This is a genomic window from Microbacterium tumbae (genome assembly GCF_054780175.1).
Genome location: NZ_BAAGWV010000003.1, coordinates 49,184 through 74,295, shown reverse-complemented (window position 1 = coordinate 74,295; position 25,112 = coordinate 49,184). Strand labels below are relative to the sequence as shown.

28 protein-coding genes are annotated in these 25,112 nt (G+C 69.2%); 13 read left to right on the top strand and 15 right to left on the bottom strand.

Translation table 11 applies throughout. The annotated features are described in order from the left end of the window. The first annotated feature begins 7 nt into the window (after positions 1-7). From ACYVGQ_RS12280 to ACYVGQ_RS12255, 6 genes are all read left to right on the top strand, one after another. Positions 8-1,141, top strand: a complete 1,134-nt coding sequence (locus tag ACYVGQ_RS12280) for an ABC transporter substrate-binding protein (RefSeq protein WP_460784928.1) — start codon at positions 8-10, stop codon at positions 1,139-1,141. After that, entirely contained in the window at positions 1,138-2,070 is a 933-nt protein-coding gene (locus tag ACYVGQ_RS12275; RefSeq protein ID WP_460784927.1) for an ABC transporter permease, read from the top strand. Before ACYVGQ_RS12280 ends, ACYVGQ_RS12275 begins: the two co-directional genes overlap by 4 nt. Further along, on the top strand, positions 2,067-2,861 hold the full coding sequence (locus ACYVGQ_RS12270; protein ID WP_460784926.1) for an ABC transporter permease: 795 nt from the start codon (positions 2,067-2,069) through the stop codon (positions 2,859-2,861). The genes ACYVGQ_RS12275 and ACYVGQ_RS12270 overlap by 4 nt, the downstream gene beginning before the upstream one ends. Then, entirely contained in the window at positions 2,858-3,949 is a 1,092-nt protein-coding gene (locus tag ACYVGQ_RS12265) for an ABC transporter ATP-binding protein (protein ID WP_460784925.1), read from the top strand. Before ACYVGQ_RS12270 ends, ACYVGQ_RS12265 begins: the two co-directional genes overlap by 4 nt. A gap of 88 nt (positions 3,950-4,037) precedes the next feature. Next, positions 4,038-4,223, top strand: a complete 186-nt coding sequence (locus ACYVGQ_RS12260; protein WP_460784924.1) for a YegP family protein — start codon at positions 4,038-4,040, stop codon at positions 4,221-4,223. Between the two features lie 299 nt (positions 4,224-4,522). Beyond that, a complete protein-coding gene (locus tag ACYVGQ_RS12255; RefSeq protein ID WP_460784923.1) occupies positions 4,523-4,894 on the top strand; it encodes an STAS-like domain-containing protein in 372 nt (123 codons plus the stop codon). On the opposite strand, the gene ACYVGQ_RS12250 is transcribed toward ACYVGQ_RS12255, so the two are convergent. From ACYVGQ_RS12250 to ACYVGQ_RS12210, 9 genes are all read right to left on the bottom strand, one after another. Then, a complete protein-coding gene (locus ACYVGQ_RS12250; RefSeq protein WP_460784922.1) occupies positions 4,794-5,549 on the bottom strand; it encodes an amino acid ABC transporter ATP-binding protein in 756 nt (251 codons plus the stop codon). The two genes, ACYVGQ_RS12255 and ACYVGQ_RS12250, sit on opposite strands and share 101 nt — an antisense overlap. After that, positions 5,546-6,343, bottom strand: a complete 798-nt coding sequence (locus tag ACYVGQ_RS12245) for an amino acid ABC transporter permease (protein WP_460784921.1) — start codon at positions 6,341-6,343, stop codon at positions 5,546-5,548. The genes ACYVGQ_RS12250 and ACYVGQ_RS12245 overlap by 4 nt, the downstream gene beginning before the upstream one ends. Before the next feature lie 31 nt (positions 6,344-6,374). Beyond that, positions 6,375-7,184, bottom strand: a complete 810-nt coding sequence (locus ACYVGQ_RS12240; protein ID WP_460784920.1) for a basic amino acid ABC transporter substrate-binding protein — start codon at positions 7,182-7,184, stop codon at positions 6,375-6,377. A gap of 134 nt (positions 7,185-7,318) precedes the next feature. After that, positions 7,319-7,621 (bottom strand): Dabb family protein, encoded by a 303-nt coding sequence (locus ACYVGQ_RS12235; protein WP_460784919.1) that lies wholly within the window; start codon positions 7,619-7,621, stop codon positions 7,319-7,321. Continuing rightward, positions 7,618-7,875 (bottom strand): glutaredoxin family protein, encoded by a 258-nt coding sequence (locus tag ACYVGQ_RS12230; protein WP_460784918.1) that lies wholly within the window; start codon positions 7,873-7,875, stop codon positions 7,618-7,620. Before ACYVGQ_RS12230 ends, ACYVGQ_RS12235 begins: the two co-directional genes overlap by 4 nt. Further along, entirely contained in the window at positions 7,872-8,174 is a 303-nt protein-coding gene (locus ACYVGQ_RS12225) for a rhodanese-like domain-containing protein (protein WP_460784917.1), read from the bottom strand. The genes ACYVGQ_RS12230 and ACYVGQ_RS12225 overlap by 4 nt, the downstream gene beginning before the upstream one ends. A gap of 84 nt (positions 8,175-8,258) precedes the next feature. Then, positions 8,259-8,357, bottom strand: a complete 99-nt coding sequence (locus tag ACYVGQ_RS12220; RefSeq protein ID WP_003792170.1) for a 30S ribosomal protein bS22 — start codon at positions 8,355-8,357, stop codon at positions 8,259-8,261. A gap of 126 nt (positions 8,358-8,483) precedes the next feature. After that, positions 8,484-8,675: a helix-turn-helix domain-containing protein gene (locus ACYVGQ_RS12215; protein ID WP_309104883.1), complete on the bottom strand. Its 192-nt coding sequence runs from the start codon at positions 8,673-8,675 to the stop codon at positions 8,484-8,486. A 98-nt stretch (positions 8,676-8,773) separates the two neighbouring features. After that, positions 8,774-9,694, bottom strand: coding sequence for a TetR/AcrR family transcriptional regulator (locus ACYVGQ_RS12210; protein ID WP_460784916.1), 921 nt, complete (start codon positions 9,692-9,694; stop codon positions 8,774-8,776). A gap of 101 nt (positions 9,695-9,795) precedes the next feature. Between ACYVGQ_RS12210 and ACYVGQ_RS12205 the strand changes: the two genes are divergently transcribed. Continuing rightward, positions 9,796-10,692, top strand: coding sequence for an ABC transporter ATP-binding protein (locus tag ACYVGQ_RS12205; protein ID WP_460784915.1), 897 nt, complete (start codon positions 9,796-9,798; stop codon positions 10,690-10,692). Continuing rightward, entirely contained in the window at positions 10,689-11,498 is an 810-nt protein-coding gene (locus ACYVGQ_RS12200) for an ABC transporter permease (protein WP_460784914.1), read from the top strand. The genes ACYVGQ_RS12205 and ACYVGQ_RS12200 overlap by 4 nt, the downstream gene beginning before the upstream one ends. Positions 11,499-11,562: 64 nt before the next feature. Here ACYVGQ_RS12200 and ACYVGQ_RS12195 read toward each other — a convergent pair whose 3' ends face one another. Both ACYVGQ_RS12195 and ACYVGQ_RS12190 read right to left on the bottom strand, forming a co-directional pair. Continuing rightward, on the bottom strand, positions 11,563-12,864 hold the full coding sequence (locus ACYVGQ_RS12195; RefSeq protein WP_460784913.1) for an NtaA/DmoA family FMN-dependent monooxygenase: 1,302 nt from the start codon (positions 12,862-12,864) through the stop codon (positions 11,563-11,565). Between the two features lie 229 nt (positions 12,865-13,093). Then, positions 13,094-13,504, bottom strand: coding sequence for an ArsR/SmtB family transcription factor (locus ACYVGQ_RS12190; RefSeq protein WP_460784912.1), 411 nt, complete (start codon positions 13,502-13,504; stop codon positions 13,094-13,096). Positions 13,505-13,599: 95 nt separating this feature from the next. Between ACYVGQ_RS12190 and ACYVGQ_RS12185 the strand changes: the two genes are divergently transcribed. Together ACYVGQ_RS12185 and ACYVGQ_RS12180 are read left to right on the top strand one after the other, a co-directional pair. Beyond that, positions 13,600-15,030, top strand: coding sequence for a TrkH family potassium uptake protein (locus ACYVGQ_RS12185; protein WP_460784911.1), 1,431 nt, complete (start codon positions 13,600-13,602; stop codon positions 15,028-15,030). Further along, positions 15,023-15,694, top strand: coding sequence for a potassium channel family protein (locus ACYVGQ_RS12180; protein ID WP_460784910.1), 672 nt, complete (start codon positions 15,023-15,025; stop codon positions 15,692-15,694). The genes ACYVGQ_RS12185 and ACYVGQ_RS12180 overlap by 8 nt, the downstream gene beginning before the upstream one ends. Positions 15,695-15,783: 89 nt before the next feature. On the opposite strand, the gene proC is transcribed toward ACYVGQ_RS12180, so the two are convergent. Further along, positions 15,784-16,623 (bottom strand): pyrroline-5-carboxylate reductase, encoded by an 840-nt coding sequence (gene proC / locus ACYVGQ_RS12175; RefSeq protein WP_460784909.1) that lies wholly within the window; start codon positions 16,621-16,623, stop codon positions 15,784-15,786. A gap of 71 nt (positions 16,624-16,694) precedes the next feature. Here proC and ACYVGQ_RS12170 point away from each other — a divergent pair, with 71 nt between their 5' ends. Continuing rightward, positions 16,695-17,666 (top strand): cation diffusion facilitator family transporter, encoded by a 972-nt coding sequence (locus ACYVGQ_RS12170; protein WP_460784908.1) that lies wholly within the window; start codon positions 16,695-16,697, stop codon positions 17,664-17,666. Between the two features lie 255 nt (positions 17,667-17,921). Here the strand turns inward: ACYVGQ_RS12170 and tadA are convergent, their stop codons facing one another. Beyond that, positions 17,922-18,377, bottom strand: coding sequence for a tRNA adenosine(34) deaminase TadA (gene tadA / locus ACYVGQ_RS12165; RefSeq protein ID WP_460784907.1), 456 nt, complete (start codon positions 18,375-18,377; stop codon positions 17,922-17,924). Positions 18,378-18,440: 63 nt separating this feature from the next. Here tadA and upp point away from each other — a divergent pair, with 63 nt between their 5' ends. After that, positions 18,441-19,073 carry a uracil phosphoribosyltransferase gene (gene upp / locus ACYVGQ_RS12160; RefSeq protein ID WP_460784906.1) on the top strand — a complete coding sequence of 211 codons (633 nt, stop codon included), beginning with the start codon at positions 18,441-18,443 and terminating at the stop codon, positions 19,071-19,073. Positions 19,074-19,605: 532 nt separating this feature from the next. Here the strand turns inward: upp and ACYVGQ_RS12155 are convergent. Beyond that, complete coding sequence (locus ACYVGQ_RS12155) at positions 19,606-23,061, bottom strand: TM0106 family RecB-like putative nuclease (RefSeq protein WP_460784905.1); 3,456 nt, start codon at positions 23,059-23,061, stop codon at positions 19,606-19,608. A gap of 115 nt (positions 23,062-23,176) precedes the next feature. Further along, on the bottom strand, positions 23,177-23,995 hold the full coding sequence (gene nadE / locus ACYVGQ_RS12150; RefSeq protein ID WP_460784904.1) for an ammonia-dependent NAD(+) synthetase: 819 nt from the start codon (positions 23,993-23,995) through the stop codon (positions 23,177-23,179). 120 nt (positions 23,996-24,115) lie between these two features. On the opposite strand from nadE, the gene ACYVGQ_RS12145 reads away from it, so the two are divergent. Further along, on the top strand, positions 24,116-25,069 hold the full coding sequence (locus ACYVGQ_RS12145) for an aldo/keto reductase (protein ID WP_460784903.1): 954 nt from the start codon (positions 24,116-24,118) through the stop codon (positions 25,067-25,069). The last annotated feature ends 43 nt before the right edge of the window (positions 25,070-25,112 follow it).

Genomic DNA, 25,112 nt, shown 5'->3' with positions numbered 1-25,112 from the left:
AACCTCCATGGCAACCTTCCCCCGTCGTGCGCGTCTCGTCGCCGGCATCGCTCTCGCCGGCATCGCGGCGCTCTCCCTCACCTCGTGCGCCGCGGGCGACGACGCTGCCGGCGCCGGCGACTCGGATGCCGCGACGGCGACCTCGCTCGAGGACTTCGGCACTCTCGAGGACCTCGAGGCGGCGGCGGTCGCCGAGGGCCAGCTGAACGTCATCGCCCTCCCCAGGGACTGGGCGAACTACGGCGAGATCCTCGATCTCTTCGCCGAGCGGTACCCGGAGATCACGATCAACGAGGCCTCCCCCGACGTCTCGAGCGCCGAGGAGATCACGGCCGCGGAGACCAACGCCGGCCTGGACACCGCCCCGGACGTGTTCGATATCGGCCTCGCCGTCGCCCTCCAGAGCACGGACCAGTTCGCGCCGTACCAGGTCCAGACCTGGGACGACATCCCCGACGCGCTGAAGGAGCCCACCGGCCTGTTCGTCGGGGACTACGGCGGGTACATGTCGATCGGCTACGACTCCGCGAAGCACCCCGCGCCCGCGGAGCTGGACGACCTGCTCGGTGCGGACTACAAGGGCGCCGTCGCGATCAACGGGGACCCGACCCAGGCGGGCGCCGCCTTCGCCGCCGTGGGTCTCGCCACGGTCCAGTCCGGCGGGACGCTCGACGACTTCCAGCCCGGCATCGACTTCTTCAGCGAGCTGCAGCAGGCCGGGAACCTCCTCAAGGTCGACGTCACCACGGCGACGATCGCGAGCGGCGAGACCCCGGTCGTCTTCGACTGGGACTACCTGAACGCCACGCACGTGGCGGACAACGAGGACTGGAAGGTCGTCGTCCTCGACGGCACCGGCTACGCCGCCTATTACAACCAGGCCATCAACGTCGACGCCCCGCACCCGGCCGCCGCGCGCCTGTGGCAGGAGTTCCTCTACAGCGACGAGGTGCAGAACCTGTGGCTGAAGGGCGGCGCACGACCGGCGCGCATGGAGGCCATGACCGAGGCCGGCACGATCGACGCCGACCTCGCCGCCGCGCTCCCCGAAGCGCCGGCCGACACCGTCGTGCCGACCGAGGAGCAGTCGACGGACGCGGGCGCCCTGCTCGGCGAGAAGTGGGCAGCGGCGGTCCAGTGACCGTCCTCACCGCACCGGGGGCGGATGCCGTGGCGTCCGCCCCCTCCGCCGGGTCTGCGCCGCACGCGCGGGCCCGGCGGTCCGCGCCCTCCTGGGCGTGGCTCGGACTCGTCCCCTTCTCCGCCTATGTGCTGCTGTTCCTCGCCGTGCCGACCGTCCTGTCCATCGGCTCGGGCTTCTTCACCGAGAACGGCGCCTTCACCTGGACGAACGTGGCCGCGCTCGGCGATCCCGTCATCCTCAACACCTTCGCCAACTCGGCCGGGGTCTCGCTGCTCACCGCGGTCGTCGGCGCCGTCGCCGGCGCCCTGGTCTGCTACGCCCTGCTCGGCATGAATCCCGAGGGAGCGGTGCGTCAGACGGTGGATGCCGCCGCCGGCGTGCTCGCGCAGTTCGGCGGCGTCATGCTCGCGTTCGTGTTCATCGCCACGATCGGCATCCAGGGCGTTCTGAAGGTGTTCCTCCAAGATGCGTTCGGCATCGACATCTACGCGAACGGCACGTGGCTCTACGAGCTGCCAGGGCTCATCCTGCCCTACATCTACTTCCAGATCCCGCTCATGGTGATCACCTTCATGCCCGCGCTGGCCGCCCTCAAGCCGCAGTGGTCGGAGGCGAACCTCACCCTCGGCGGCACCCGCGCGAGCTTCTGGCTGCGCATCGGCATCCCGGTGCTCGCGCCGTCGTTCCTCGCCAGCCTCCTGCTGCTGTTCGCGAACGCGTTCTCCTCCTACGCCACCGCGGCCGCCCTCGCCAGTCAGGGGTCGCAGATCGTGCCGCTGCAGATCCGCGCCGCTCTCACCAGCGAGACCGTGCTCGGGCGCGAGAACCTCGCGGGCGCCCTCGCGCTGGGCATGATCATCGTCGTCGGAGTCGTCATGGCCGTGTACTCGCTCATCCAGCGCAGGGCGGCGAGGTGGCAGGCATGAACCCGCTCGCCCCCTCCCGCGCGACGCGGTGGATCATCGGCATCCTCGTCGGCGCCTTCTTCGCGCTGCCGCTGCTCGCCACGTTCCTGTACACGGTCAGGATGCAGGACGGATCCTTCTCCCTCGCCCGCTGGGCGAGCCTCGCCGACCCGGCGATGGCCGCCACCCTCAAGCCGATCTGGACGGGACTGGGGAACTCGCTCATCCTCGCGGTCATCACGGTGGCGATCGTGCTCCTCCTGCTCGCGCCCACGATGATCCTGGTGAACCTGCGCTTCGCCAAGCTCCGGCCGGTGTTCGAGTTCGCCGTGCTGCTGCCGATCTCCATTCCAGCGATCGTGCTCGTCGTCGGCCTCGCCCCGATCTACCTCCAGATCGGGCGCTCGCTCGGCACCGGAGCCTGGACGCTCGCCTTCGCCTACGGCATCACGGTCCTGCCGTTCGCCTACCGGTCGATCCAGGCGTCCATCGACGCCGTCGACATGCGGACGCTCGCCGAGGCCGCCCGCTCGCTCGGGGCGAACTGGACGACGGTCGTGCTGAAGGTGCTGGCGCCGAACCTGCGCCAGGGGCTTCTCGCCGCCTCCCTCATCTCGGTCGCCGTCGTGCTCGGCGAGTTCACGATCGCCTCGCTGCTGAACCGCCAGGTGTTCCAGACCGCCATGGTCGTCGTGCAGAAGCAGGACGGATACCTGCCCGCGATCTTCACCCTGCTCGCCCTGCTGTTCTGCTTCCTGCTGCTGCTCATCATCGGCCGCGTCGCCCGCGGCACCGGAAAGGCCCGCTCATGACCCTGCATCAAGCGCTCCCCGCCACCGCGGACAACGTCCTCCTCGCCGGGGCCGGCGAGGGCACCCGCGTCCAGTTCCAGGGCATCGTGAAGGACTACGGCACGAACCGCGTCCTGCACGGCGTCGACCTCGACATCGCTCCCGGCGAGTTCATCTCGCTGCTCGGGCCGTCCGGATGCGGCAAGACGACGGCGCTGCGGGTGCTCGCCGGCCTGGAGAACGCCGACGGGGGCACCGTGCTCCTCGGCGGCCAGGACGTCTCCCGGGTTCCGACCAACAAGCGCGACATCGGCATGGTCTTCCAGTCGTACTCGCTGTTCCCCCACCTGCGGATCGCGGAGAACACCGCGTTCGGCCTTCGCCGCCGCGGCGCCGGCAAGGCCGAGGCGGCGAAGCGCGCCAAGGACGCTCTCGCGCTCGTCGGCCTCGACGGCTTCGCCGACCGCTATCCCCACCAGCTCTCCGGGGGCCAGCAGCAGCGCGTGGCCCTCGCGCGCGCCCTTGTCACCGAGCCCCGCGTGCTGCTGCTCGACGAGCCCCTCTCCGCCCTGGATGCGAAGGTCCGCGTGCAGCTGCGCGACGAGATCCGCCGCATCCAGCTGCGGCTGGGCATCACCACCGTGTTCGTCACGCACGATCAGGAGGAGGCTCTCGCGGTCTCCGACCGGATCGCGGTGATGAACGCGGGGCGCATCGACCAGATCGACACCCCCGAGGAGCTGTACCTGCGCCCCGCCACCGCGCACGTGGCCGCCTTCGTCGGCCTGTCGAGCATCGTGACGGGCGTCGCGAGCGGCGACACGGTCACGGTCTGGGGCGTGCCGCTGCCGACCAACACCCCCGCCGCCGGGGAGGTCGAGGTGCACCTGCGCCCGGAGAACCTGCGGTTCGCCTCCGAGGCGGATGCCGCCGTCGCGGGCACCGTGGAGGAGAGCACGTTCCTGGGCAGCATCCGCCGCACGCTGGTGAAGACGGATGCCGGGGACGTGGTGCGCATCCAGCACGACGCCCGTTTCCACCCCGCTTACGGAGACCGCGTGCACCTCGCGATCGAGAGCGTGCCGGTGGCCGTGCGGACAAAGGCCTGAGCGCTCTTCCCTCCAGGCGGAGCACGGCGATAACGTGTCAGCGAGGGGCGTCTTCTCATCCCTCGCGCAACCCGAGAAAGGACGCCTCATGGCAGGCAAGTTCGAGCTGTACACCGACAAGTCCGGCGAATACCGGTTCCGTCTGAAGGCCGGCAACGGCGAGATCATCGCGCTCGCGAGCGAGGGATACTCCTCCAAGGCCGGCGCCCTGAACGGCATCGACTCGATCCGTCGCAACGCCGCTGACGCCGAGGTCGTCGAAGTCGAGGGCTGACCTCTCGTTCCGACCGCTGCGGGTCATCCCGTCCGGTCTCAGCCGCGCCTCCGGGCTCGCGCGGGTGCCCTCCCGCGCAGAAGCCCGGAGGCGCGGCAGGTTCTTCCGTTCGACGAACCTCCCCACGGGGACGATTCTCCCTGACAGAGGCCTTCGTCCGACGGTCGACAACGAGCGGCACGACTCGGCGCTGGGAGTCTCGCCGGTGCGCACCGGCGCCGTCGTGGAGGGCGACCTCGTTCCGCCCCGCCCCCGCGCGCACGCTGCGATCCGTCTCCGAGGAGTTCACCGACGACGACATGCGGTTCTCGCGCAGCCGGCCCACCGTCAAGCTGTCCGGAACAGGGCTCTCCTTCGCGTCGCGCTCCGAGGGGCGAAGGGTGATGGCCGATATGACCGGGTTCGACGACATCGACATCGACTTCGCGGGGGTCGACGACGTCGGGCAGGGCTTCGTGGACGAGGTCCTGCGCGTCTGGCCCGCTCAGCACCCCGGCATACGAGTGCATCCGATCACAGGAACGAGGCGGTCGCCTTCATGGTTCGACGCGCGCAGCGGCGCTGACGAGGTCAGAGCACGCGGGACAGGAAGTCCTGCGTGCGCGGATGCTGCGGACGCGCGAGAACCTCGCGCGGATCCCCCTGCTCGAGGATGTGCCCGCCGTCCATGAAGATCAGGCGCGACCCGACCTCGCGGGCGAACCCCATCTCGTGCGTGACGACGAGCATCGTCATCCCCTCGTCCGCGAGAGTGCGCATCACCTGCAGCACCTCGCCGACGAGCTCGGGATCGAGGGCCGAGGTCGGCTCGTCGAAGAGCATCATGTCCGGGTTCATGCACAGCGCCCGCGCGATCGCGACGCGCTGCTGCTGCCCTCCGGAGAGATGGCCTGGATAGGCGTCGACCTTCTCGGCGAGTCCGACGCGGCCGAGCATCTCGCGCGCGATCGTCTCGGCATCCGCCTTCGACCGCTTCAGCACCCTGCGCTGCGCGAGCGTCAGGTTGCCCAGCACGCTGAGGTGCGGGAACAGGTTGAAGCTCTGGAACACCATGCCGATCCGGGTGCGCACCCGGTCGATGTCGACGTCGGGGTCGGTGATGTCGATCCCCTCGATGAGGATCGTCCCGCCGGTCGGCTCCTCCAGCAGGTTCACCGAGCGCAGCAGCGTCGACTTGCCCGAGCCGGACGGCCCGATCACGCACACCACGTCGCCAGGGGTGACCGTGAGATCGATGCCCTTGAGCACCTCGTTCTCGCCGTAGGTCTTGACAAGACCCCTGACCTCGATGGCCGGGGCGTGGATGTCGATCAGATCGGTGCTCATCGCTGGTTCGCCAATCGTCGCTCGAGCCACGCGGACAGACGTGTGAGGGGGATCGTCACGACCAGGTACAGCAGAGCGGCCATGATCAGCGGCGTCCCGTTCGCGTTCTGCGACGTCGCATCGCGCGCGAACATCGTCAGCTCCTTCGACCAGATGAAGGAGCCGGCGACGAACAGCAGCGAGGTGTCCTTCAGCAGCAGCACGAACTCGTTCGTCAGCGGCGGGATGATGATGCGGAAGCCCTGCGGGATGACGATCCAGAAGGTGGTCTTCATCGGAGACATGCCCAGCGATCTGGAGGCCTCGGTCTGCCCCTTGGGGACGGCCTGAAGGCCGGCGCGGATCGTCTCGGCCATATAGGCGGAGGCGACCAGGATCAGGCCGATGAGACCGAGCACGACAGGGCCGCCGAGCTCCTGATTGCGAACGCCGAGGGCGATCGGCAGGATGTTCGCGATGGCGAAGATCGTGAGCAGCGCCGGCAGCCCGCGGAACAGCTCGATCCACACCGTCGCGATCCAGCGGAACGGCCCGATCACGGACATCTTCATCAGGGCCAGCACGATCCCGAGGAGCAGGCCGCCGAGGAATGCGACGGCCGTGAACCACAGGGTGTTCACGAGTCCCGTCGTGATGATGCCGGGGAGCATCTCCAGGGCCACGCCCGGGTTGAGGAACAGCGGACCCAACCGCGCCCAGTCCGCTGACGCGACCGCCCATATCGCGAGGGCGAGCAGCACCGCGTACACCGCGTAGCGGTACAGCTTCTGCTTCTGCGTGCGCCTCAACGCCATCGTGGGGCCCTCTCGACCGTCTCTTCGCGGATCAGTTCGCCGTGAAGTACTCGTCGTAGATGGTCTGGTACTCGCCGCCGTCGCGCAGCTCCTGCAGTGCTGTGTTCACAGCATCCAGGAGCTCGGTCTTCTCGCCCTTCGCGAAGGCGAAGCCGTAGGACTCCTCCGTGTCGTAGGTCTCGACGATCGCATAGGCGTCGTCGGCCTTCTCGTGCTCGAGGTTCACCGGCTGGTCCTGGAGGATCGCGTCGATCGTGCCGGCCTGGATCGCCGGCCACAGCTCGCCGTCAGAGGGGAACTGCAGGATCTGCGCGCCCGCCGCGTTCTCGTTGGCGTAGGCCTCGCCGGTCGTCCCCTGCTGCACGCCGACGAGCTTGCCGTCGAGGTCGTCGATCGAGGAGATGCCCGAGTCGGAGCGGACGAGCAGCGACTGGAGGGAGTCGTAGTACGGATCGGAGAAGTCGATGTTCGCCTTGCGCTCCTCGGTGATGGTCATCGCGGAGGCGCCGATGTCGCACGTGCCGTTGGCCAGCGTCGTGCCCGACTGCAGTGCGTCGAAGCCGACGTCCTGCACGGAGAGGGTGAGGTCGAGCTTCTCGGCGATGGCGTTCAGCAGGTCGATGTCGAAACCGGTGTAGCCCGTGCCGTTGTCGCCGCCCTCGAACTCGAAGGGCGCATAGGGGATGTCGGAGCAGACGGTCAGCACGCCGTTCTCGACGAGGCCGTAGTCGGCGCCGGACGAGGGCTCGGAGTCCGGGTCGGTGCCTCCGGCGCAGCCGGCGAGGGCGAGGGCGGCCGTCGCCGCGACGGCGAGACCGAGGATGAGAGGACGACGAGACATGACCGCTCCAGATGTCGAGGGCTCATGGCCCGCTGACGGGTAGGAATTCATCTAAACACGTCGGGCCGCCGACGACACGGCTTCACGATGCCGCCAACGTTACGGTTGGGTTTCGACCTGTCTGATACCGAGTCTCAGACCTCGAAGTCGACCGCGACGCGGCCCGCGACCACGGATTTGATGTACCCGGCCGCCTCGACGTGCGCCGGGTGCACCTGATAGGCCTCGAGGGCGGCGGCGTCCGCGAAGTCGGCGACGAGCGTCACGTCCCAGTTCACATCCGCATAGAGGTCGTTCGCCCCGGCGGAGATCGCGAGCAGGCCGGGGATGACGCCCTCCAGAGCGTTGAGCCGGCGGGCGACCTCCGCCGCCTGCTCGGCGCGCTCTGCGGCATCCTCGCTCGCGAGCTTCCAGGTGACCACGTGTCGCAGCGTCATGCTCTCTCCAGTCTCTCCCGCAGCCGGTCGGGCGAGACCCGCCAGTGCGCATGCAGCTCGCCGTCGATCAGCAGGACGGGGATCTTCTCCCACCACAGCTCGTAGAGCGCGGGGTCGTCCTGGATGGACGCCTCGACGATCTCGATCCGGTCCGCGGTCTCGTCCGGAAGATCGGCGATGACGGCATCGACGACCTCGTGGGCGACGTCGCACAGATGGCAGTCGGGCTTCCCGACGATCGTGAGGGTGGTCACTCCGAGGGGACCTCGACCTCGCGGCCCTGCGCGATCCACTCGCCCGTGCCGCCCTCGACGTTCGTGGCGTCGTAGCCGCGCGCCTCGAGCGCCTCGACGACGCGTGCCGATCGACCGCCCGCCTGGCAGATGACGTCGAAGGCCTCCCCGGGAAGCTCCTCGAGCCGCTCTCCGATCTCCGACATCGGGACGTTCACCGCGCCCGGGACGTGCCCGCGGGCGAACTCATCGCGCTCTCGGACGTCGATGAGCGGCGTCGCCGAACGCGCGGCGAGTTCTTCGATGGTGATCGACTTCATGATTCCCCTTCGTGTTCGTGAGACACGAAGCGCCCCCATTCGACCGCTCGAAGAGCTCGTCGGGGGCGCTCGGTGTGCTGCCGCTTACTTCTTGTTGCGGCGCTGGTGGCGAGTCTTGCGAAGCAGCTTGCGGTGCTTCTTCTTCGCCATGCGCTTGCGGCGCTTCTTGATGACAGAACCCACGGAAACCTCACTAAGTCAGGGGCTGGGCGTCGGACGGAGCCGGACACCCGGGTACGAGCATGGAAAAATGCCTCGGATCAGTCTAGCAAACCGCGAGGCGTGCTCCGATCGCGAGGATCGACCTCGTCAGCCGACGTCGGCGATGGGGCGCTGCAGGGCGTCGGCGACCGCGGACTCGGGCACGCGATAGCTGCGCCCGAACCGGATGGCGGGCAGCTCCCCTGCGTGCACGAGCCGGTAGACGGTCATCTTGGACACGCGCATGATCTCGGCGACCTCTGCGACCGTCAGGAACCGGACGTCTGGAACTTCGGGCATCCCCTGTACCCCTTTCTGCTGAAGCATACTCTAGGGGGAAGATGTCACGCATGTAAACCCGCGTGAAGGATGTTGTCTCTGAGACGCCTGTGATTCCGCTATCCCCGTGACAGTCGTTCCCGGGCGTCGCGAAGCACCTGGCGCTCCGCCTTGCGCGCTGCGCGCAGCGCCTTCTCCGCCTCGCGGACGGCCTTCTGCGCCTCTCGGTACTTCTTGTCTCCGGCGAGCTCCGCGGGATCGATCGCGATCCATTCCAGGATCTCCGCATGCTCCTCACCCCTCGCGAGCCCGGCGATGTACGCCTCGACGCCGTCGAGCACGCGCTCCATGGCGAATCGGAACGGGTCGTCCTCGGCCGTGAAGACGCCGGCGTCGATCGCGGAGCGGAGGAACGGGAACTCCGCAGCGCCGATCACACGATCGAACAGCGCCGCCTCCCTCTCCGAGACCTCTTCGGCGGAGAGCCCCGTGCTGCGGGACTGCTCGGCGTATCCGGCGAGCACGATGCCGTACCACCGCGCGTTCCCGGTGACGGCGAGCGCGACCGCGAGACGCTCGGCCTGCGTGAGCGGCGTGCCGTCGAGGCTCTCCAGTCCCGCCTCGATCCACGCCGAGCTGTTCGGGGTGATGGGAGAACCGGTGATCGGCAGGGACAGGATCCACGGATGCCGAAGATAGATGAGCACCTGCGCCTCGAAGAGCGCGCGCAGCCTGGCGCGCCATCCCTCCTGCTCGCGATGCTCCTCGGGCGGCAGCCCGGTCGCCTGCTCCTGCATGAGCAGCAGGAGGTCGTCCTTCGCCGTGACATAGCGATACAGCGACATCGGCGTGAAGCCGAGCCTCGCCGCGACGGCGGCCATCGACACGGCGCCGATCCCCTCGGCATCCGCAAGCTCGACGGCGGCGTCGACGATCTTCTCGACGCTCATCTCCCGCTTGGGCCCGCGCTGCGGGTTGGCGGCCACGCCCCAGGCGAGCGCGATGCCCCTGGGCAGCTCCGGCGGTTCCATCTCGGTCATCCCGCCATCCTACTTCTGTATATTGACTAAACAGTGTGTTATGGTCATACACAGTTGCGTTTCATATACACAGTTTATTCTGTACGCAGAAAGGAGAGGCCATGACGAAGGCCATCGAGATACGCGGGCTCCGCAAGGGATTCGGCGCCCGCACCGTCATCGAGGACATCGATCTGACCGTCGAACGCGGCGAGGTGTTCGCCCTGCTCGGGCCGAACGGGGCCGGCAAGACGACGACGATCAGCATCCTCACCGCCCTCGTGCGCGCCGACGCCGGCGAGATCTCCATCGGCGGCATCGATGTGCGCGACGACGCGGTCGCCGTGCGGCAGCGGATCAGCCTCACGGGACAGTCCGCAGCCGTCGACGACGCGCTCTCCGGCACCGAGAACGTGGTGATGTTCGCCCGCCTCTCCGGCCTCGGACGCACTGCGGCCAGAAGACGCGCCGCCGAGCTCATCACGCGCTTCGGCCTGGCGGATGCCGCATCACGACTGGTCCGGACGTACTCCGGGGGCATGCGGCGTCGGCTCGATCTCGCTCTGAGCTTCGTGATCACTCCGGAGGTCCTCTTCCTCGACGAGCCGACGACGGGGCTGGACACCCGGAGCCGGCGCGAGCTCTGGGACATCATCCGGTCGCTGGCGGATGCCGGCACGACCGTCTTCCTGACCACGCAGTACCTCGAGGAGGCCGACCAGCTCGCCGATCGCATCGCCGTGCTGCACGACGGCCGCATCGCCGCGATCGGGACCGCGGCGGAGCTGAAGAGCCGCATCGGCGGCGACACCGTCGAAGTGCATGACGCCAACGGGGAGCTGCGTCACCGCATCCCGACGGACGGAACCGTCGCCGATCTCCGACGCGCGCTCGACCTGCTCGACGCGCAGGGCACAGAGGGCGAGGTCTCGCTGCGGCGCCCCTCCCTCGACGACGTCTTCCTCACCCTCACCTCGTCCGACGGCGCCGAGACGCCACGACAGAAGGAACTCGCATGACCACCGCGCTCTCCCCCTCCTTCGACGCGCCGGCGCTGCGTCCCCGGCTCCGCGGCGCGTCCGCCGAGGCCGTCTTCGTCGGACGGAGCCTGCGCCATTCGCTGCGCGACGGCGAATCCCTCCTCATGGCGATCCTGCTGCCCGTCATGCTCATGCTCATGTTCACCTGGGTGTTCGGAGGCGCGATCGATCCCTCCGGAGCGTACGTCGACTACGTCGTCCCCGGCATCATCCTCACCTGTGCGGGCTTCGGCGCCGCCTCGACCGCGGTGTACGTCGCGAACGACATGCGCACCGGCATCATCGACCGGTTCCGCACCATGCCCCTGCGCGCCGGCGCCGTCCTCACCGGACACGTCGTCGCGAGCCTGCTGCGCAATCTCGTCGCGACGGGAATCGTCATCGGCGTCGGCGTGCTGGTCGGCTTCCGTCCGACCGCCGGCGTCGGCGAATGGGTCGCGATGGGAGGACTCATCGCGCTCTACATCCTGGCGATCACGTACCTGTTCGCGGCGATCGGCCTGGCGGCCGGCTCCCCCGAGGGCGCGAACGGCTACGGGTTCGTCCTGCTGTTCCTGCCGTACCTGTCGAGCGCCTTCGTCCCGGTGGCGAGCATGCCGGCATGGCTGCAGCCGATCGCCCAGCACCAGCCGATCACGCCCATCGTCGAGACGATCCGCGGACTCCTGATGGGGACGCCGCTGCAGGCGGAACCCTGGTGGGCCGTGGGATGGTGCCTGGCGATCCTCGCGATCGCCGTCGCCTGGGGCGCCTGGCTGTTCCCGCGGAAGTCGGGGCGGCGCTGAGTCCGGGATGCCGCGGAGACCGGGATGCCGCGGAGCCGCCCGCCCGGCCCGCGGCATCCCATCCCTAGGCGACGCCGAGATTCTGGCGGAAGGTCGAGAACTCGTACTCGGTGCGGAACCTCCCGCGTCGCTGCAGCTCCGCGACGGGACCCTCGATGAAGCGCTGCAGTCCATCCGGCAGCGTGTCGACGTTGATGTTGAATCCGTCGGAGGCGCCGTCGTCCACCCAATCGACGATGTCGTCGGCGATCCGCTCCGGCGTGCCGATGAGCACCCGGTGCCCGCCGCTGAGGTTGTTGAACAGCACCTGACGAACAGTCAGGTCCTTGTCCTTCGCCTCCGCGACGATCTGCTCGCGGTGCCGCCGCACCACGGTCGTCGTCGTCCCCTCGGCCAGACGCTCGTACGGCAGGGGGGCGTCGAGGACCAGAGCGGATTCGGGCACGTCGATGCGCTCGGCGAGCTCGCTCAGCAGATACTCGATGTCCAGAAGGGCATCGAGCGCCTCCTTGCGCTGGCGCGCCTCGGACTCGGAGGCGCCGACGATCACCCAGAGTCCCGGCAGGACGACGAGCTTCTCGGGGTCGCGCCCGTACGAGGAGGCCAGCGATCTCACCGCACCGCTGAAGCGCTGCGCGGGCTCCTTGGTGCGCTGACCGGTGAACAGGGCGTCCGCCCACTTCGCGCCGAAACGATGACTGTGCTCGGAGGCGCCGGCCTGGAAGAGCACGGGACGCTGCCCCCGGTACGCACCGGGCAGCGGCAGCACGCCGGTCGAGGAGAAGTGCTCGCCCCGGAACGCGATCGGCCGGGTCTTCGTCTCGTCGATGTACAGGTCGCGCTCCCTGTCGTTCACGATCGCGTCATGCGGGAGCGAGTCCCACAGTCCGGTCACGATCTCGACGAACTCCTCCGCCTTGCGATAGCGGGTCTCGGGGTCGAGCTGTCCCGTCACCCCGAGCGCATCGAGAGTCGGCTCGTTCTGGCTCGTGATCACATTCCAGGCCGCGCGCCCCTTGCTCGCGTGGTCGAGGCTCGAGATCGCGCGGGCGACGAGGAACGGGTGCCCGTACAGCGCCGGCACGGTCGAGATGAGCCCGATGCGCTCCGTGTCCCGTGCGATCGCGGTCTGCAGCACGGTGGGATCGAGCCCCCGCCACGGCCTGCGCGTCGAGTTCTCCCCGAGTGAGCCGAGCGAGTCGGCGAGGAAGATGCCGTCGAGCCTGCCGGCCTCCGCGATCCTCGCCGCGTTCACGTAGTAGTCGACATCCGTGACGAGACGATCGGTGTCCTCGAGGGTCTTCCAGGCCGCATCGTGCCGCCCCGCGGTCTGGAGATTGAGATTGAGGCGGATCTGACGAGGCATGGGTTCTCTCCTGGAGCGTAGAGCGCGCTCGGAAGGCGAGCGGGCTGCTCTCGATGATGAGCCGCGTCGCGTCGCCGCGGGACACTGTTGCAGGAGATGTTCTCCGGTTACGCTCCGCGTCCACCCCGTGACGGCACGCCGCCGGACGGCACCGCAGACGCGGCGACGGGCGAACAGACGAGCAGGCACCGCTCGGGCGCCCCTGCTCCGCAGGGTCCGACCGGAGGCGTCAGGCTCCGAGCCTCTTCAGCGCCGTCGCGACGACGTGCTTCGCCGAGGCCGCAGCACGTCCGACGGCCTCCGCCGCATGTGCGGCGCCGTCCGGGAGCGCGACGAGGTCGACGTCGGGCGCCTCATCCCCGAACGCGTCGACGAGGAACGGCACCAGCCAGTCGTCCACGACCTCGAGCGGCTCGACCGCGAGGCTGTAGAACCGGCGCTGGCCGTCTTCGCGGACCGTCACGAGGTCGGCCTCGCGCAGCACCTTGAGGTGCTTGGACACCGTCGGCTGGCTGATCCCCAGCTCGCTGACGATCTGGGTGACGCTCGTGCCGGCATCCCCGTCGCCGGCCCGTCGCAGCAGGAGCTGGAGGATGTCGCGCCTCGTGCCGTCTGCGATCACGTCGAAGATGTCGGTCATGAGTTCAGGGTAGTCGCCCCGCGCGCGGAGTACCATGACGAAGGCTCGTCGATGCAGGTGCGTCGACGTCGGAGCCGGGATCTGGAGGGGTGGCGATGTCGGGCATCGTGTCGGCGTCGAATCCGCGCGGTCGCCTGCGCGGGGCGTACCAGTCCGGCAGGCATCTGATCACCTCTTCGCCCTCCCGCTTCGCGATCGTCGTCTTCGCCTCGCTGGTCCTCGTGTTCACGGCGCTGCTCTCCCTGCCGATCTCCTCGGCTTCCGGAGAGATCACCCCGCTCGCCGATGCCCTCTTCACCGCGGTCTCCACGATCTGCGTCACCGGCCTCGCCACGGTCGACATGGCCAACCACTGGTCGCCGTTCGGGCACGTCCTCATCTTCCTCGGCGTGAACATCGGCGCGCTCGGCGTGCTGACCCTCGCGTCGCTGATGGGCATGCTCATCTCCAAGCGCCTCGGTCTGCGCGCCAAGCTCCTCGCCGCCGGCGACACGAACCCGCTGCGCGCGCACGGCGGCGTGGTCAACGAGTCGCAGACCGTGCGACTGGGCGAGGTCGGGCAGCTCCTCACCACCGTCGCCGTCTCGGCCCTCATCATCGAGGCGGCGATCGCCGTGCTCCTGTACCCCGCGCTCGTGATGGCGGGGGTGGACCCGTTCGCCGCCCTGTGGGAGGCCCCGTACTTCTCCGCGATGGCCTTCACCAACACCGGTTTCGCCCCCAACGACGGCGGCGTGGCGGTGTTCGCCGACGACTACCTGGTGCTCTCGCTGCTCATGGTCGGCGTCTTCCTCGGCAGCATCGGCTTCCCGGTGATCTACACGCTCGCCAAGCACGTGTGGCACGTGAAGAAGTGGTCGCTGCACACCAAGCTCACGCTGGTCACGACCGTGCTGCTGTTCTTCGTGGGCGCGGTCGTCTTCGTCATCCTGGAGTACGACAACCCGAAGACCTTCGGATCGATGGACGCCTGGGACACGACCTTCCAGTCGCTCTTCCTCTCTGCGATGACGCGCTCCGGCGGCTTCAACGTCATCGACATGGCCGACCTCAACGGCTCCTCCCTGCTCGCCGCGAGCATGCTCATGTTCGTCGGCGGCGGCTCGGCGTCGACCGCGGGCGGCATCAAGGTGACCACCCTGGCCGTGCTCGCGATCGCCGTGTGGTCCGAGGCGAAGGGCCGGCAGTCGGTCGAGGCCTTCGGCCGCCGCATCCCGAGCGATGTCCAGCGCGTCGCCCTCTCCGTCGTGGCATGGGGCGCGACCATCGTCGCACTGTCGACCATCATCATCGCCCAGATCACCAAGGCCGACATCAGCCACGTGCTCTTCGACGTGATCTCCGCCTTCGCGACGGTCGGGCTCTCCTCCGGCCTCACCGCCGAGCTGCCGGATGCCGGCTCCTACGTCATGGCCGTCACCATCTTCATGGGGCGCGTTGGTACAGTGACTCTCGCCGCGGCGGTCGCCGCGACATCGCGAACGCAGTACTACTCACTGCCCGTGGAAAGGCCGATCGTTGGTTGAAGTCCTCCGGGGCGACGCCCCCGTGCTCGTGATCGGACTCGGTCGCTTCGGCGCCGCGTGCGCCGGAGAGCTGGATCGGCTCGATCGAGAAGTCCTCGCGATCGACGACAATCTCGAGCTCGTGCAGAAGTGGTCCGACCGGGTCACACACACCGTCCAGGCCGATGCGCGCAACATCGACGCGCTCAAGCAGATCGGCGCCGAGGACTTCCAGGTCGCCGTCGTCGCCGTCGGCTCCTCGATCGAGGCGTCCGTGCTCATCACCGCCAACCTCGTGGATCTGAAGGTCCCGCAGATCTGGGCGAAGGCGGTCTCGCAGTCGCACGGCAAGATCCTCGCCCGCGTCGGCGCGAACCACGTCATCTACCCCGAGCGCGAGGCCGGCGAGCGCGTCGCGCACCTCGTCAGCGGCCGGATGCTGGACTTCATCCGCTTCGACGACGACTTCGTGCTCGCGAAGATGTACCCGCCGAAGTTCATCCGCGGCGTCGGCCTGAACCAGTCCGGCGTGCGGACCAAGTACAACGTGACGGTCGTCGGCGTGAAGAGCCCGGGCAAGCCGTTCCGCTACGCGGAGGCGGACACCGTGGTCACCAACCACGACCTCATCATCGTCTCGGGCACCAACGGCGACATCGAGCGCTTCGCGGGTCTGGACCGCTGAGGAGCCCGCTTCCCTGTCGCGCCCGAATCACGAACATGCCACCGGATCGGGAGCCTCTCGCAGGAGTCCTCCTGATCCGGATGCCGGAGTCAGGCTCCGGCGGCGAGCTCCCTGGCCCTGACCAGGGCGGCATCCGTCGCCTCGGCGAACACGAGGTCGAGGCGCGCATCCTGGAGCACGGCGATCGCGCGTTCGGTCGTTCCCTTGGGACTCGTGACACGGCGACGCAGCTCGGCGGGATCCTCGCCTGACGCGTCCAGCAGCGCCGTCGCGCCGATGAAGGTCTGCTCGGCCATCAGCCGCGCGTCCGCCTCGGCGAACCCCTTGCCGACCGCCGCCTTGGTGAGCTCCTCGATGAGCAGGAACACGTACGCGGGACCGGAGCCCGAGATGGTGGAGAGCGCGTCGATCCGATCCTCCGGCACCTCGACGACGGAGCCGACGAGCTCGAACAGGCGCCGGACGACGGCGACGTCCTCGGCGGATGCCGCCGCTCCCGCGGCGAGACCCGTGACGGCCTTGCCGACCGTGGCGGGCGTGTTCGGCATCGAGCGGATGACGCTCGCCCCGTCGCCGAGGATCTCGGAGAACGTCGCGAGGGTGACGCCGGCCGCGAGGCTGACGACGATCGCGTCCGGCCGCAGGACCGGTGCGATCTCCCCGAGGAGGTCGGGCACCATGGCCGGCTTCACGCCGACGAGCAGGATGCGGGCGGATGCCGCGGCATCCGTGTTGCCTGCCGGCCGCTCCGCCAGCGAGATGGCCGTGACGCCGGCGAGCCCGGCGAGGGCGGCGGCCTTCTCGGCCGTGCGGTTCGTCGCGACGATGCCGCCATCCACCGGCGTCCCGGAGGCGACCACGCCCTGGAGGATCGCGCCTCCCATCGATCCTGCACCGAGGAAAGCGAGGGAGGGGAGCGCATCTGCCATGCCGCCATCCTATTCGGGGAGGTCGGCCCAGGCTCCTGCACATCCACAGGGCCCGGAACTAGACTCGGCCCATGAGTGCATCCGGCGGCGGAAGAGCCATCCTCGCAGCGTTCCTCGCGAACATGGGCATCGCGATCGCGAAGTTCATCGCCTGGGCGCTCTCGGGTTCGGCATCCATGCTCGCCGAGGCGATCCATTCGGTCGCCGATTCCGGCAATCAGCTGCTGCTCATGCTCGGCGGCCGCAGGGCCCGGCGGACCGCGGACCGCGCGCACCCCTTCGGCTACGGCCGGGAGCGCTACGTGTACGCCTTCGTCGTGTCGATCATCCTGTTCTCGGTCGGCGGCGTCTTCGCGATCTACGAGGGCATCGAGAAGCTCACGCATCCGCATGAGATCAGCGAGACCTGGTGGTGGCTGCCGATCGTCGTGCTGCTCATCGCGATCGGCCTGGAGTCGTTCTCGCTGCGCACCGCGGTGCGCGAGAGCAACCACGTGCGGGAGAGGGGGCAGTCCTGGATCTCCTTCATCCGCCGCGCCAAGGCGCCTGAGCTGCCCATCGTCCTCCTCGAGGACGTCGGAGCGCTGACGGGTCTGCTCTTCGCCCTGCTCGGCGTCGGGCTCACCGTGGTCACCGGGAATCCGCTGTTCGACGCGCTGGGGACGCTGATGATCGGCGCCCTGCTGGTGATCATCGCGATCACGCTCGGGATCGAGACCAAGAGCCTGCTCGTCGGCGAGGGGGCGAATCCCGCCGACCTCGACCGGATCGTCGATGCGATCGGCGCCGGCGACGAGGTGGAGAAGCTCATCCACCTCAAGACCCTCTATCTCGGTCCTGACGAGCTGCTGGTCGCGGCGAAGGTGGCGCTCGCCTCGGACAAGACCGTCCGCGAAGCCGCCGATGACATCAACGACATCGAGAAGCGCATCCGGGATGCCGTGCCCGTGGCGCGGGCCATCTACATCGAGCCCGACATCTACCGGCCGGCCATCGACCCCGAGCCCTCCACCGACGTCTTCGTGCTGAAGTCCGCCGACTGAGACCCTCTCGGGCGGATCGCACGGGACGCGTGTCGCGAGGATTCCCGGATGCACGGCGGATTCCCGGATGCAGGGCGGATTCCCGGATGCAGGGCGGATTCCCGGATGCAGGGCGGATTCCCGGATGCAGGGCGGAAGCAGCACGAATCCACCGGCATTCGGCCGATCCTCATGCAGGGTGTCCGGTACGTCGTCCGGTGTGCGGTCCGGCACGGTGATCCGGCAGCGAGCTCGGCTCGGCGCGGAGTTCGTCGGTCAGCGCCGGGTCTCGAAGAAGTCCCGCAGCAGGGCGGTCGCCGCGTCCTCCGCCACTCCGCCGACCACTTCGGCACGATAGGGCAGCCGCCGATCGCGCAGCACGTCGTACATGGATCCGGCGGCGCCCGCCTTCTCGTCCCAGGCGCCGAAGACGACACGGCCGATGCGCGCCTGGAGGATCGTCCCCGCGCACATGAGGCACGGTTCCAGCGTCACCACCAGCGTGCAGCCCTCGAGGTTCCAGGTGCCGAGGGACGCCGCAGCGGCGCGCAGCGCCACCACCTCCGCGTGCCCCGTCGGGTCGTGCGTCTCCTCGCGGGCGTTCCTGCCCTCGGCGATGATTCGGCCGGCGGCGTCGAGCACGACGGCGCCCACCGGGACCTCACCCGCAGCGGAGGCGTCCGCCGCGAGCGCGAGGGCGCGCAGCATCCCCTGCTCGTCGGCGTCGGTCATGCTCCGAGACTATCCATCGCGGCGGGGTCGTGCCGGGCGCATCCGGCGCATTACCCTTGATCCATGCGTGTTCACGTCGCCGATCACCCCCTCGTCACCCACAAGCTCACGGTTCTGCGCGACGAGCGCACCCCCTCACCGGTGTTCCGTCAGCTGACCGAGGAGCTCGTGACGCTGCTCGCCTACGAAGCCACCAGGAACGTGCATGTCTCGCCGGTCGAGATCACCACGCCGGTGACGACCACCACGGGGGTGAAGCTCTCGGAGCCGCGCCCGATCGTCGTCCCGATCCTCCGCGCGGGTCTCGGCATGCTCGAGGGCCTCGTCAAGCTGCTGCCGACGGCGGAGGTCGGCTTCCTCGGGATGGTCCGTGACGAGGAGACCTTCGAGCCGACCACCTACGCCGAGCGCCTTCCCGACGACCTGAGCGATCGCCAGTGCTTCGCGATCGACCCGATGCTCGCCACCGGCGGCTCGCTCGCCGCGGCGATCCAGTTCCTCTTCGACCGCGGCGCGAAGGACGTCACGGCGATCTGCCTGCTCGGGACGCCGGAGGGCGTCGCTGCGATCGAGAGGCTCGTCGGCGACCGCGATGTGACGCTCGTGCTCGGCGCGCTCGACGAGCGCCTCAATAAGAAGGGGTACATCGTGCCCGGCCTCGGCGATGCGGGCGACCGCCTCTACGGCACCGTCTGAGCCTCGGGAGAACGGCGAGCGTCTCCGGTCTTCTGCGCCGCCGCCACGAGCCCGCGAGGCTCTCCCCGCCCCCGCGCTGTTCATCCCGACCCGCGCTGTTCATCCCGGCCTGCGCTGTTCATCCCGGCCTGCGCTGTTCATCTCGGCCTGCGCTCCCGCTGCTGACCCGCGCTGCTCATCCCCGACCCGCGCTGCTGTTTCCCGAGTCACGCTGCTCTAATCAACCCGCGCTGCCGATAACCACGCAGCGCGAGACGAGATAAGCAGCGCACCCGAAGGCTGAGAACGCACGGAAGGAACGCAGATCAGGATCTGCCCCGGGATCCGCGCGGCTCTTCCCGACCCGCGCTGCTCATCCCCAACCCGCGCTACTGTTTCCCGAGTCACGCTGCTCTAATCAACCCGCGCTGCCGATAACCACGCAGCGCGAGACGAGATAAGCAGCGCACCCAAGGGAACCCCACCGAGAACGCGCACCGGAGGAACACACAGCCGAGCATCCGCGAGGGAAGCCCGGAGGCGGGCGTGCGGCTCAGGCCGCGCCGACCAGGCGGGCGAAGGCGCTGAGCCGCGCGACCCCCTCCGGAGTGTGCGGCAGATCGTCGAGCAGAGCGGGCGAATGGATCAGGTACGCTGCGACCTGGGCGCGCGAGATCGCCACGTTCAGGCGGTTCTGCAGCAGGAGGAACTCCGGCCCGCGCGGAGCGTCACGACCGCTGGACGCTGCGAGCGTGGTGATCGAGACGACCGCCTCCTTGCCCTGGAAGTTGTCGACGGTGCCCACGGGCACGGCCCCGAATCCGGCGGCGGCGAGCTCCCCGTGCACGCGCTGGCGCTGCGCGTTGTACGGCGCGACCACGATGACGTCGGACTGCTCGAGCGGACGCGAGACGCCGTCGACGTCCGTGAAAGGACGCCCGAGGAGATCCCGGACGATCCGCACGACCTCGGCGGCCTCCTCCGGAGACTCCGTCGCATTGCCGCGATGGCGCAGGGCGACGACGTGCAGGCCGGGCTCCACTCCGCCGATCTCTCGCCGTTCGGCGCCGGGCGCCGACGCGAGCCGGCCCGCGTAGGACAGCTGCGAGACCGGCTCGGCGACGGCCGGATGCATCCGCCAGCTCTGCGCCAGGAAGTACCCGAACTCCGGACGCACAACGGCGTCCCCGTTCATGACCCAGCCCAATGCCGAGGCGTCGACGGGCTCGGGATGCGCACCCTGACTCACCTGCGGCAGCTGCTGCGGATCGCCGAGAAGGAGCAGCCGCTTCGCCCCGGCGGCGACCGCGATGGTGGAGGCGAGCGAGAACTGCCCCGCTTCATCGATCACCAGCAGATCCAGCTCGTGGCGCGCCACACGCCCGGTGTGGCTGAAGTCCCACGCGGTGCCGCCGACGACGACGCCCTGGCCGGTCCGCTCGGCGAGGAACGCCGCCATGCCGGGCTTCGGAATGGCCGTGTATGAGGGATCGGCGCCTGGGTCCTTCGGCGACTTGGCCACCTGCCCCGGTGGCACCCCGTCTGCGACGACCCGCTCCAGCAGGGTCTCGATGATGGTGTGCGACTGCGCGACGACGCCGACGCGGAAGCCGTGCTCGTTCACGAGCCGTGCGATGACGCGCGACCCGGTGTACGTCTTGCCGGTCCCGGGAGGGCCCTGCACGGCCAGATAGCTGTCGTCGAGGTCGAGGATCCCGCGCACGATCGCATCGACCGAATCTCCGGCCGCCTCAGGCAGCCCGGCGCCGGAGCTCGTACGCGGCGGGCGCCGACGGAGGATGTCGGTCGCGGCGTCCTCCGGGAATCCGGGCGCAGCCGCGTGCACGGCGTCGGCCCACTCGTCTATCGCGCCCTGCAGCGAGACGACGCGGGGAGGCGCAGGCGGCGTGAGAGCGAGAGGGAGCTCATCCCAGGTGGCACCGCCCACCGCCGACTCCTCGACGACGTAGCCGCCGTCGGTGACGTCGACCACCGTTACGGCGCGCGGCACGTGGATCGCCCTCGTCGTCACCTCGACGTCGAAGGGCGCCGGCACCGGATAGAGCGCGAACGGACTGGACCGCTCCCCCAGCGTCGTCCCCGGCGCCACCTCGCCGCGCAGCTCGATCTCGCGGGACGGCACGCGCCGGCCCTCGGGAACGCCCCAGTCGCGCACGATGCGTGACAGCGCGGGATCGACCCGCACGACGTCGCGGGTCTGCTCCCACATCGACGCCGGCTCGCGCAGGCGTTGGAAGTGCGCGACCCAGAAGCTCTTCGCCTCACGGGGGAAGTAGTCGATGGCGGCCGCGGCGACGCGATGGACCTCGCCGTCCCCGCCTCGCGCGACGTCCTCGGAGGCGTCCGCCAGCAGCGCGACCGAGCGCGGAGACGGTTCGTACATCACCTCGTCCGGCTCGTCGGCCGGCGCGGGGACGACGCCCTCCGCGCGGGCGATGTCGATCAGCCAGTTGCGCAGGCGGCGCGTGGAGACGCAGTCGTAACGGTTGTAGTCGGCGAGATCGGCGAGCAGCCGCTCGGCCTCGGCCTGCTCCCCCGCCTCGGCGAGCTCGCGCGCGGCGACGTATTGCACGATCGACTCATCGCCCTTCTGCACGTCGGCGGTCCGCACCTCGGCGCCCATGTACAGCGGCTCGAGCTTCTTGATGGAGTACGAGTGCGATCCGACTCTGACCGTTCTCAGCACGAGCGGGTAGAGGTCGACGAACACCCCCTCGCGCAGCAGCCGGTCGACCTCTCCCTCACGGACTCCGTGCCTGGCCGCCATGGCGATGAGGTGCGCGGTCTCGTAGGGCGCGTAGTGGTAGATGTGCATGTCCGGATGGGCGGCGCGACGAATGTTCACGAAGTCGAGGAATCTCTCGAGCGCCAGCCGCTCCTCGGCGAAGGTGTGCGCCCACAGAGCGCTGTACTGCTCCGCATCGTCGACCCAGCCGAACAGGTAGTCGATCCCCCACCACGGCTTCTCCGCACCCGAGGGCTCGGTGTAGAGCGGATCCCCCTCGAAGTCGAAGTAGATGTCGCCGGCCGAGGGACGCGGCAGTGTGTGGATCGCCTGCGGATGGTAGACCTCGACCGTGGGGACGTCCCCACGCGTCGCGAGCTGGACCCGTGCCTGAGCGCGCAGCGTCGCGAAGGTGTCGAGATTCATGCCGGACGGCGCCTCTTCGGCTGCGGCGAGGTCATCGATGGTCAGGATGCCGGCTCCACGCAGCCGGGTGCGCTGCACCGGACGCATCCGGGCGACGAGCAGCAGATCACGATGCGCCTCGACCTGCTCTGTGCACGTCGCGCATCGGCCGCAGGCAGTGACCTCGAGGTCGCCGCGGTCGTCTCCCCAGGCCAGGGCGGCCCCTGCCGCGCCCTCGGAGATGCGTCGGTCTGCGATCAAGGCGCGCAGACGGGCGCGGCGGACGGCGAAGAGCGGCAGCAGGTCGTCGACGGCGTGCGTACTCAGGCTGCCGTCGCCCAGGATGAGGTCGACCTCGTCGGAACGGGGGATGCCGAGAGCGTCGAGCTGATCGACATATGCCGCGAGCTGCATGAGAGCGGTGACCTTCGCCCTGCGCGCCAGCTTGGAGTCCTGCACACGCCAGCGGCCGTCATCGTCGCGGAGCAGGAAGTCGGCGAATCCCACGAACTCCTCGGTGGAGAAGGCAGCCTGGAAGAGCACCCTCGCATCGGAATGCAGCGCCTGTCGCGTCTCCTGGACGACCGCGGCGAGCGAGGAGGCATCGGCGGAGGAGACCTTGGACACTTCGTGGACCGCAGCGCCGAAGCGGTCGCGATAGGACTGCAGGACCTTCTGCTCGTGCACGTCTCCGAGCTCGGCCGCCCGCTTGAGCGTCGCATCTTCCGGCTCCGCGACAGGGGGGACCCGACCGAGCTTCGCATCGATGGCGCGACACCACGCGAACTCGCACTCCGCAGCGAGCTTCAGGTCGCTGGCGCTCCAGATGACGCGCTGGGCGTCGGTGTCGATCCGCATGCTTCGAGACTAGCTGCGGGCTCGGACACGCATCCCTCCGTCACCCGAGAGCCCGTCTCCCTGGAGCGAGAGCGCGGATGGCGACCGCCGGAGCATCCGTCGACGCTGCGAGCGCTCAGCGCCACCAATCGTCGAACGGCGTGACGGGGAGACGGCGCTTGTGCTCCGTGGCCAGGTACTTGCCCTCGATGCGCTCCGCGACCTCCGCCGCGACCTCACGGCCTTCGAGGTAGTCGTCGATCTGCTCGTAGGCGATGCCGAGCTCGTCCTCGTCCGCGCGCCCCGGCTGGCCGTCGAGCAGATCGGCGGTCGGCACCTTCAGCCAGAGCCGGTCGGGAGCGCCGAGCTCGCGCAGCAGCGCCTTGCCCTGCCTCTTGGTGAGACCGGAGAGCGGCAGGATGTCGGCGGCGCCGTCACCGAACTTGGTGAAGAATCCCGTCACGGCCTCGGCAGCGTGGTCGGTCCCGATCACCAGCATCCGGTCGTGACCTGCGAGCGCGTACTGCGTCACCGCGCGGATGCGGGCCTTGATGTTTCCGCGATTGAAGTCCGAGATGTCCGCACCGGCGGCGTGCTCGATGTCCTTCTCGACGCCGTCGACGCCGTTCTGGATGTTCACCTCGACGGAGCGATCGGCCCGGATGAACGCGAGCGCCGCCGCCGCGTCCTCGGCGTCGTGCTGCACCTTGTACGGCAGACGGACCGCGATGAACGTCGCCTGACCGCCCTCGGCACGCGCCTTCTCCGCGGCGAGCTGGGCGAGACGTCCCGCGAGCGTGGAGTCCTGGCCGCCGGAGATGCCGAGGACGAATCCGTGCGCGCCCGTCCTCACGAGGTAGTCCACGAGGAACTGCACACGCCGCTCGATCTCGGCCTTCGGATCGATATCGGGCTGGACTCCGAGCGTCTGGGCGATCTCCTGCTGAAGCGACACGGCTTCCTCCACTCTCTCTGCCTCCAGTATCCCTCCACACTGTTACGTCACGATGACATCGGCGGAATACGGCGATGTGCGGGCGACTTGTCCCCTTCAGACGACGAAAGTGAGAAACCGATGACCCTTCTCGGCCGCAGCGACCTCGATGTGTTCCCCCTCGCCCTCGGCGGCAACGTGTTCGGCTGGACGGCCGACCGCGATGCCTCGTTCCGCATCCTGGATGCCTTCACCGAGGGCGGCGGCGACTTCATCGACACCGCGGACTCCTACAGCGCCTGGGCGCCGGGCAACTCCGGAGGGGAGAGCGAGACGATCGTCGGCGAATGGCTCGCGTCCCGGAAGCCGGCCGATGTCGTCGTGGCGACAAAGGTGAGCCAGCATCCGCAGTTCAGGGGGCTGTCGGCGAAGAACGTGCGTGCGGCGGCGGAGGCGTCGCTGAAGCGGCTCGGCGTCGAGACGATCGACCTCTACTACGCCCACTTCGACGACGCCGAGACTCCGCTGGAGGAGACGGTGGCGGCGTTCGGACAGCTCGTCGCCGACGGCCTCGTCCGGCATATCGCCGTCTCGAACTACTCGGCCGACCGCATCCGCTCGTGGATCGCCCTCGCGCAGGAGTCGGGCGTCGCCGTCCCGGTCGTGGTGCAGCCGCACTACAACCTCGTGCATCGCAATGACGTCGAAGAGGGCATCATCCCCGTCGCGGAGGAGTTCGGCCTGGGCCTGGTGCCGTACTACGCCCTGGCCAGCGGCTTCCTGACCGGCAAGTACCGGTCGACGGATGCCTCGAAGGTGGCCTCCGCCCGCGCCGGCGGAGCGGCGAAGTACGCCACCGACCACGGTCTCCGCATCATCGGCGAACTGGACCGGATCGGCACGGCGCACAGCGCTTCGATCGCCTCCGTGGCGCTGGCCTGGCTCCGTGAGCAGCCGACGGTCATCGCACCGATCGCGAGCGCGTCGCGCGTGGAGCAGGTCGAGGATCTGCTCGCCAGCGCGCGCGTGCAGCTCAGCGCCGAGGAGGTCGCCTCGCTCAGCGCCGTCTCGGCGTGGACGCCGGCGAACGCCTGAACTCCGGTCGCACTGCATCGCCGGGCTGATGCAGTGCGATCGA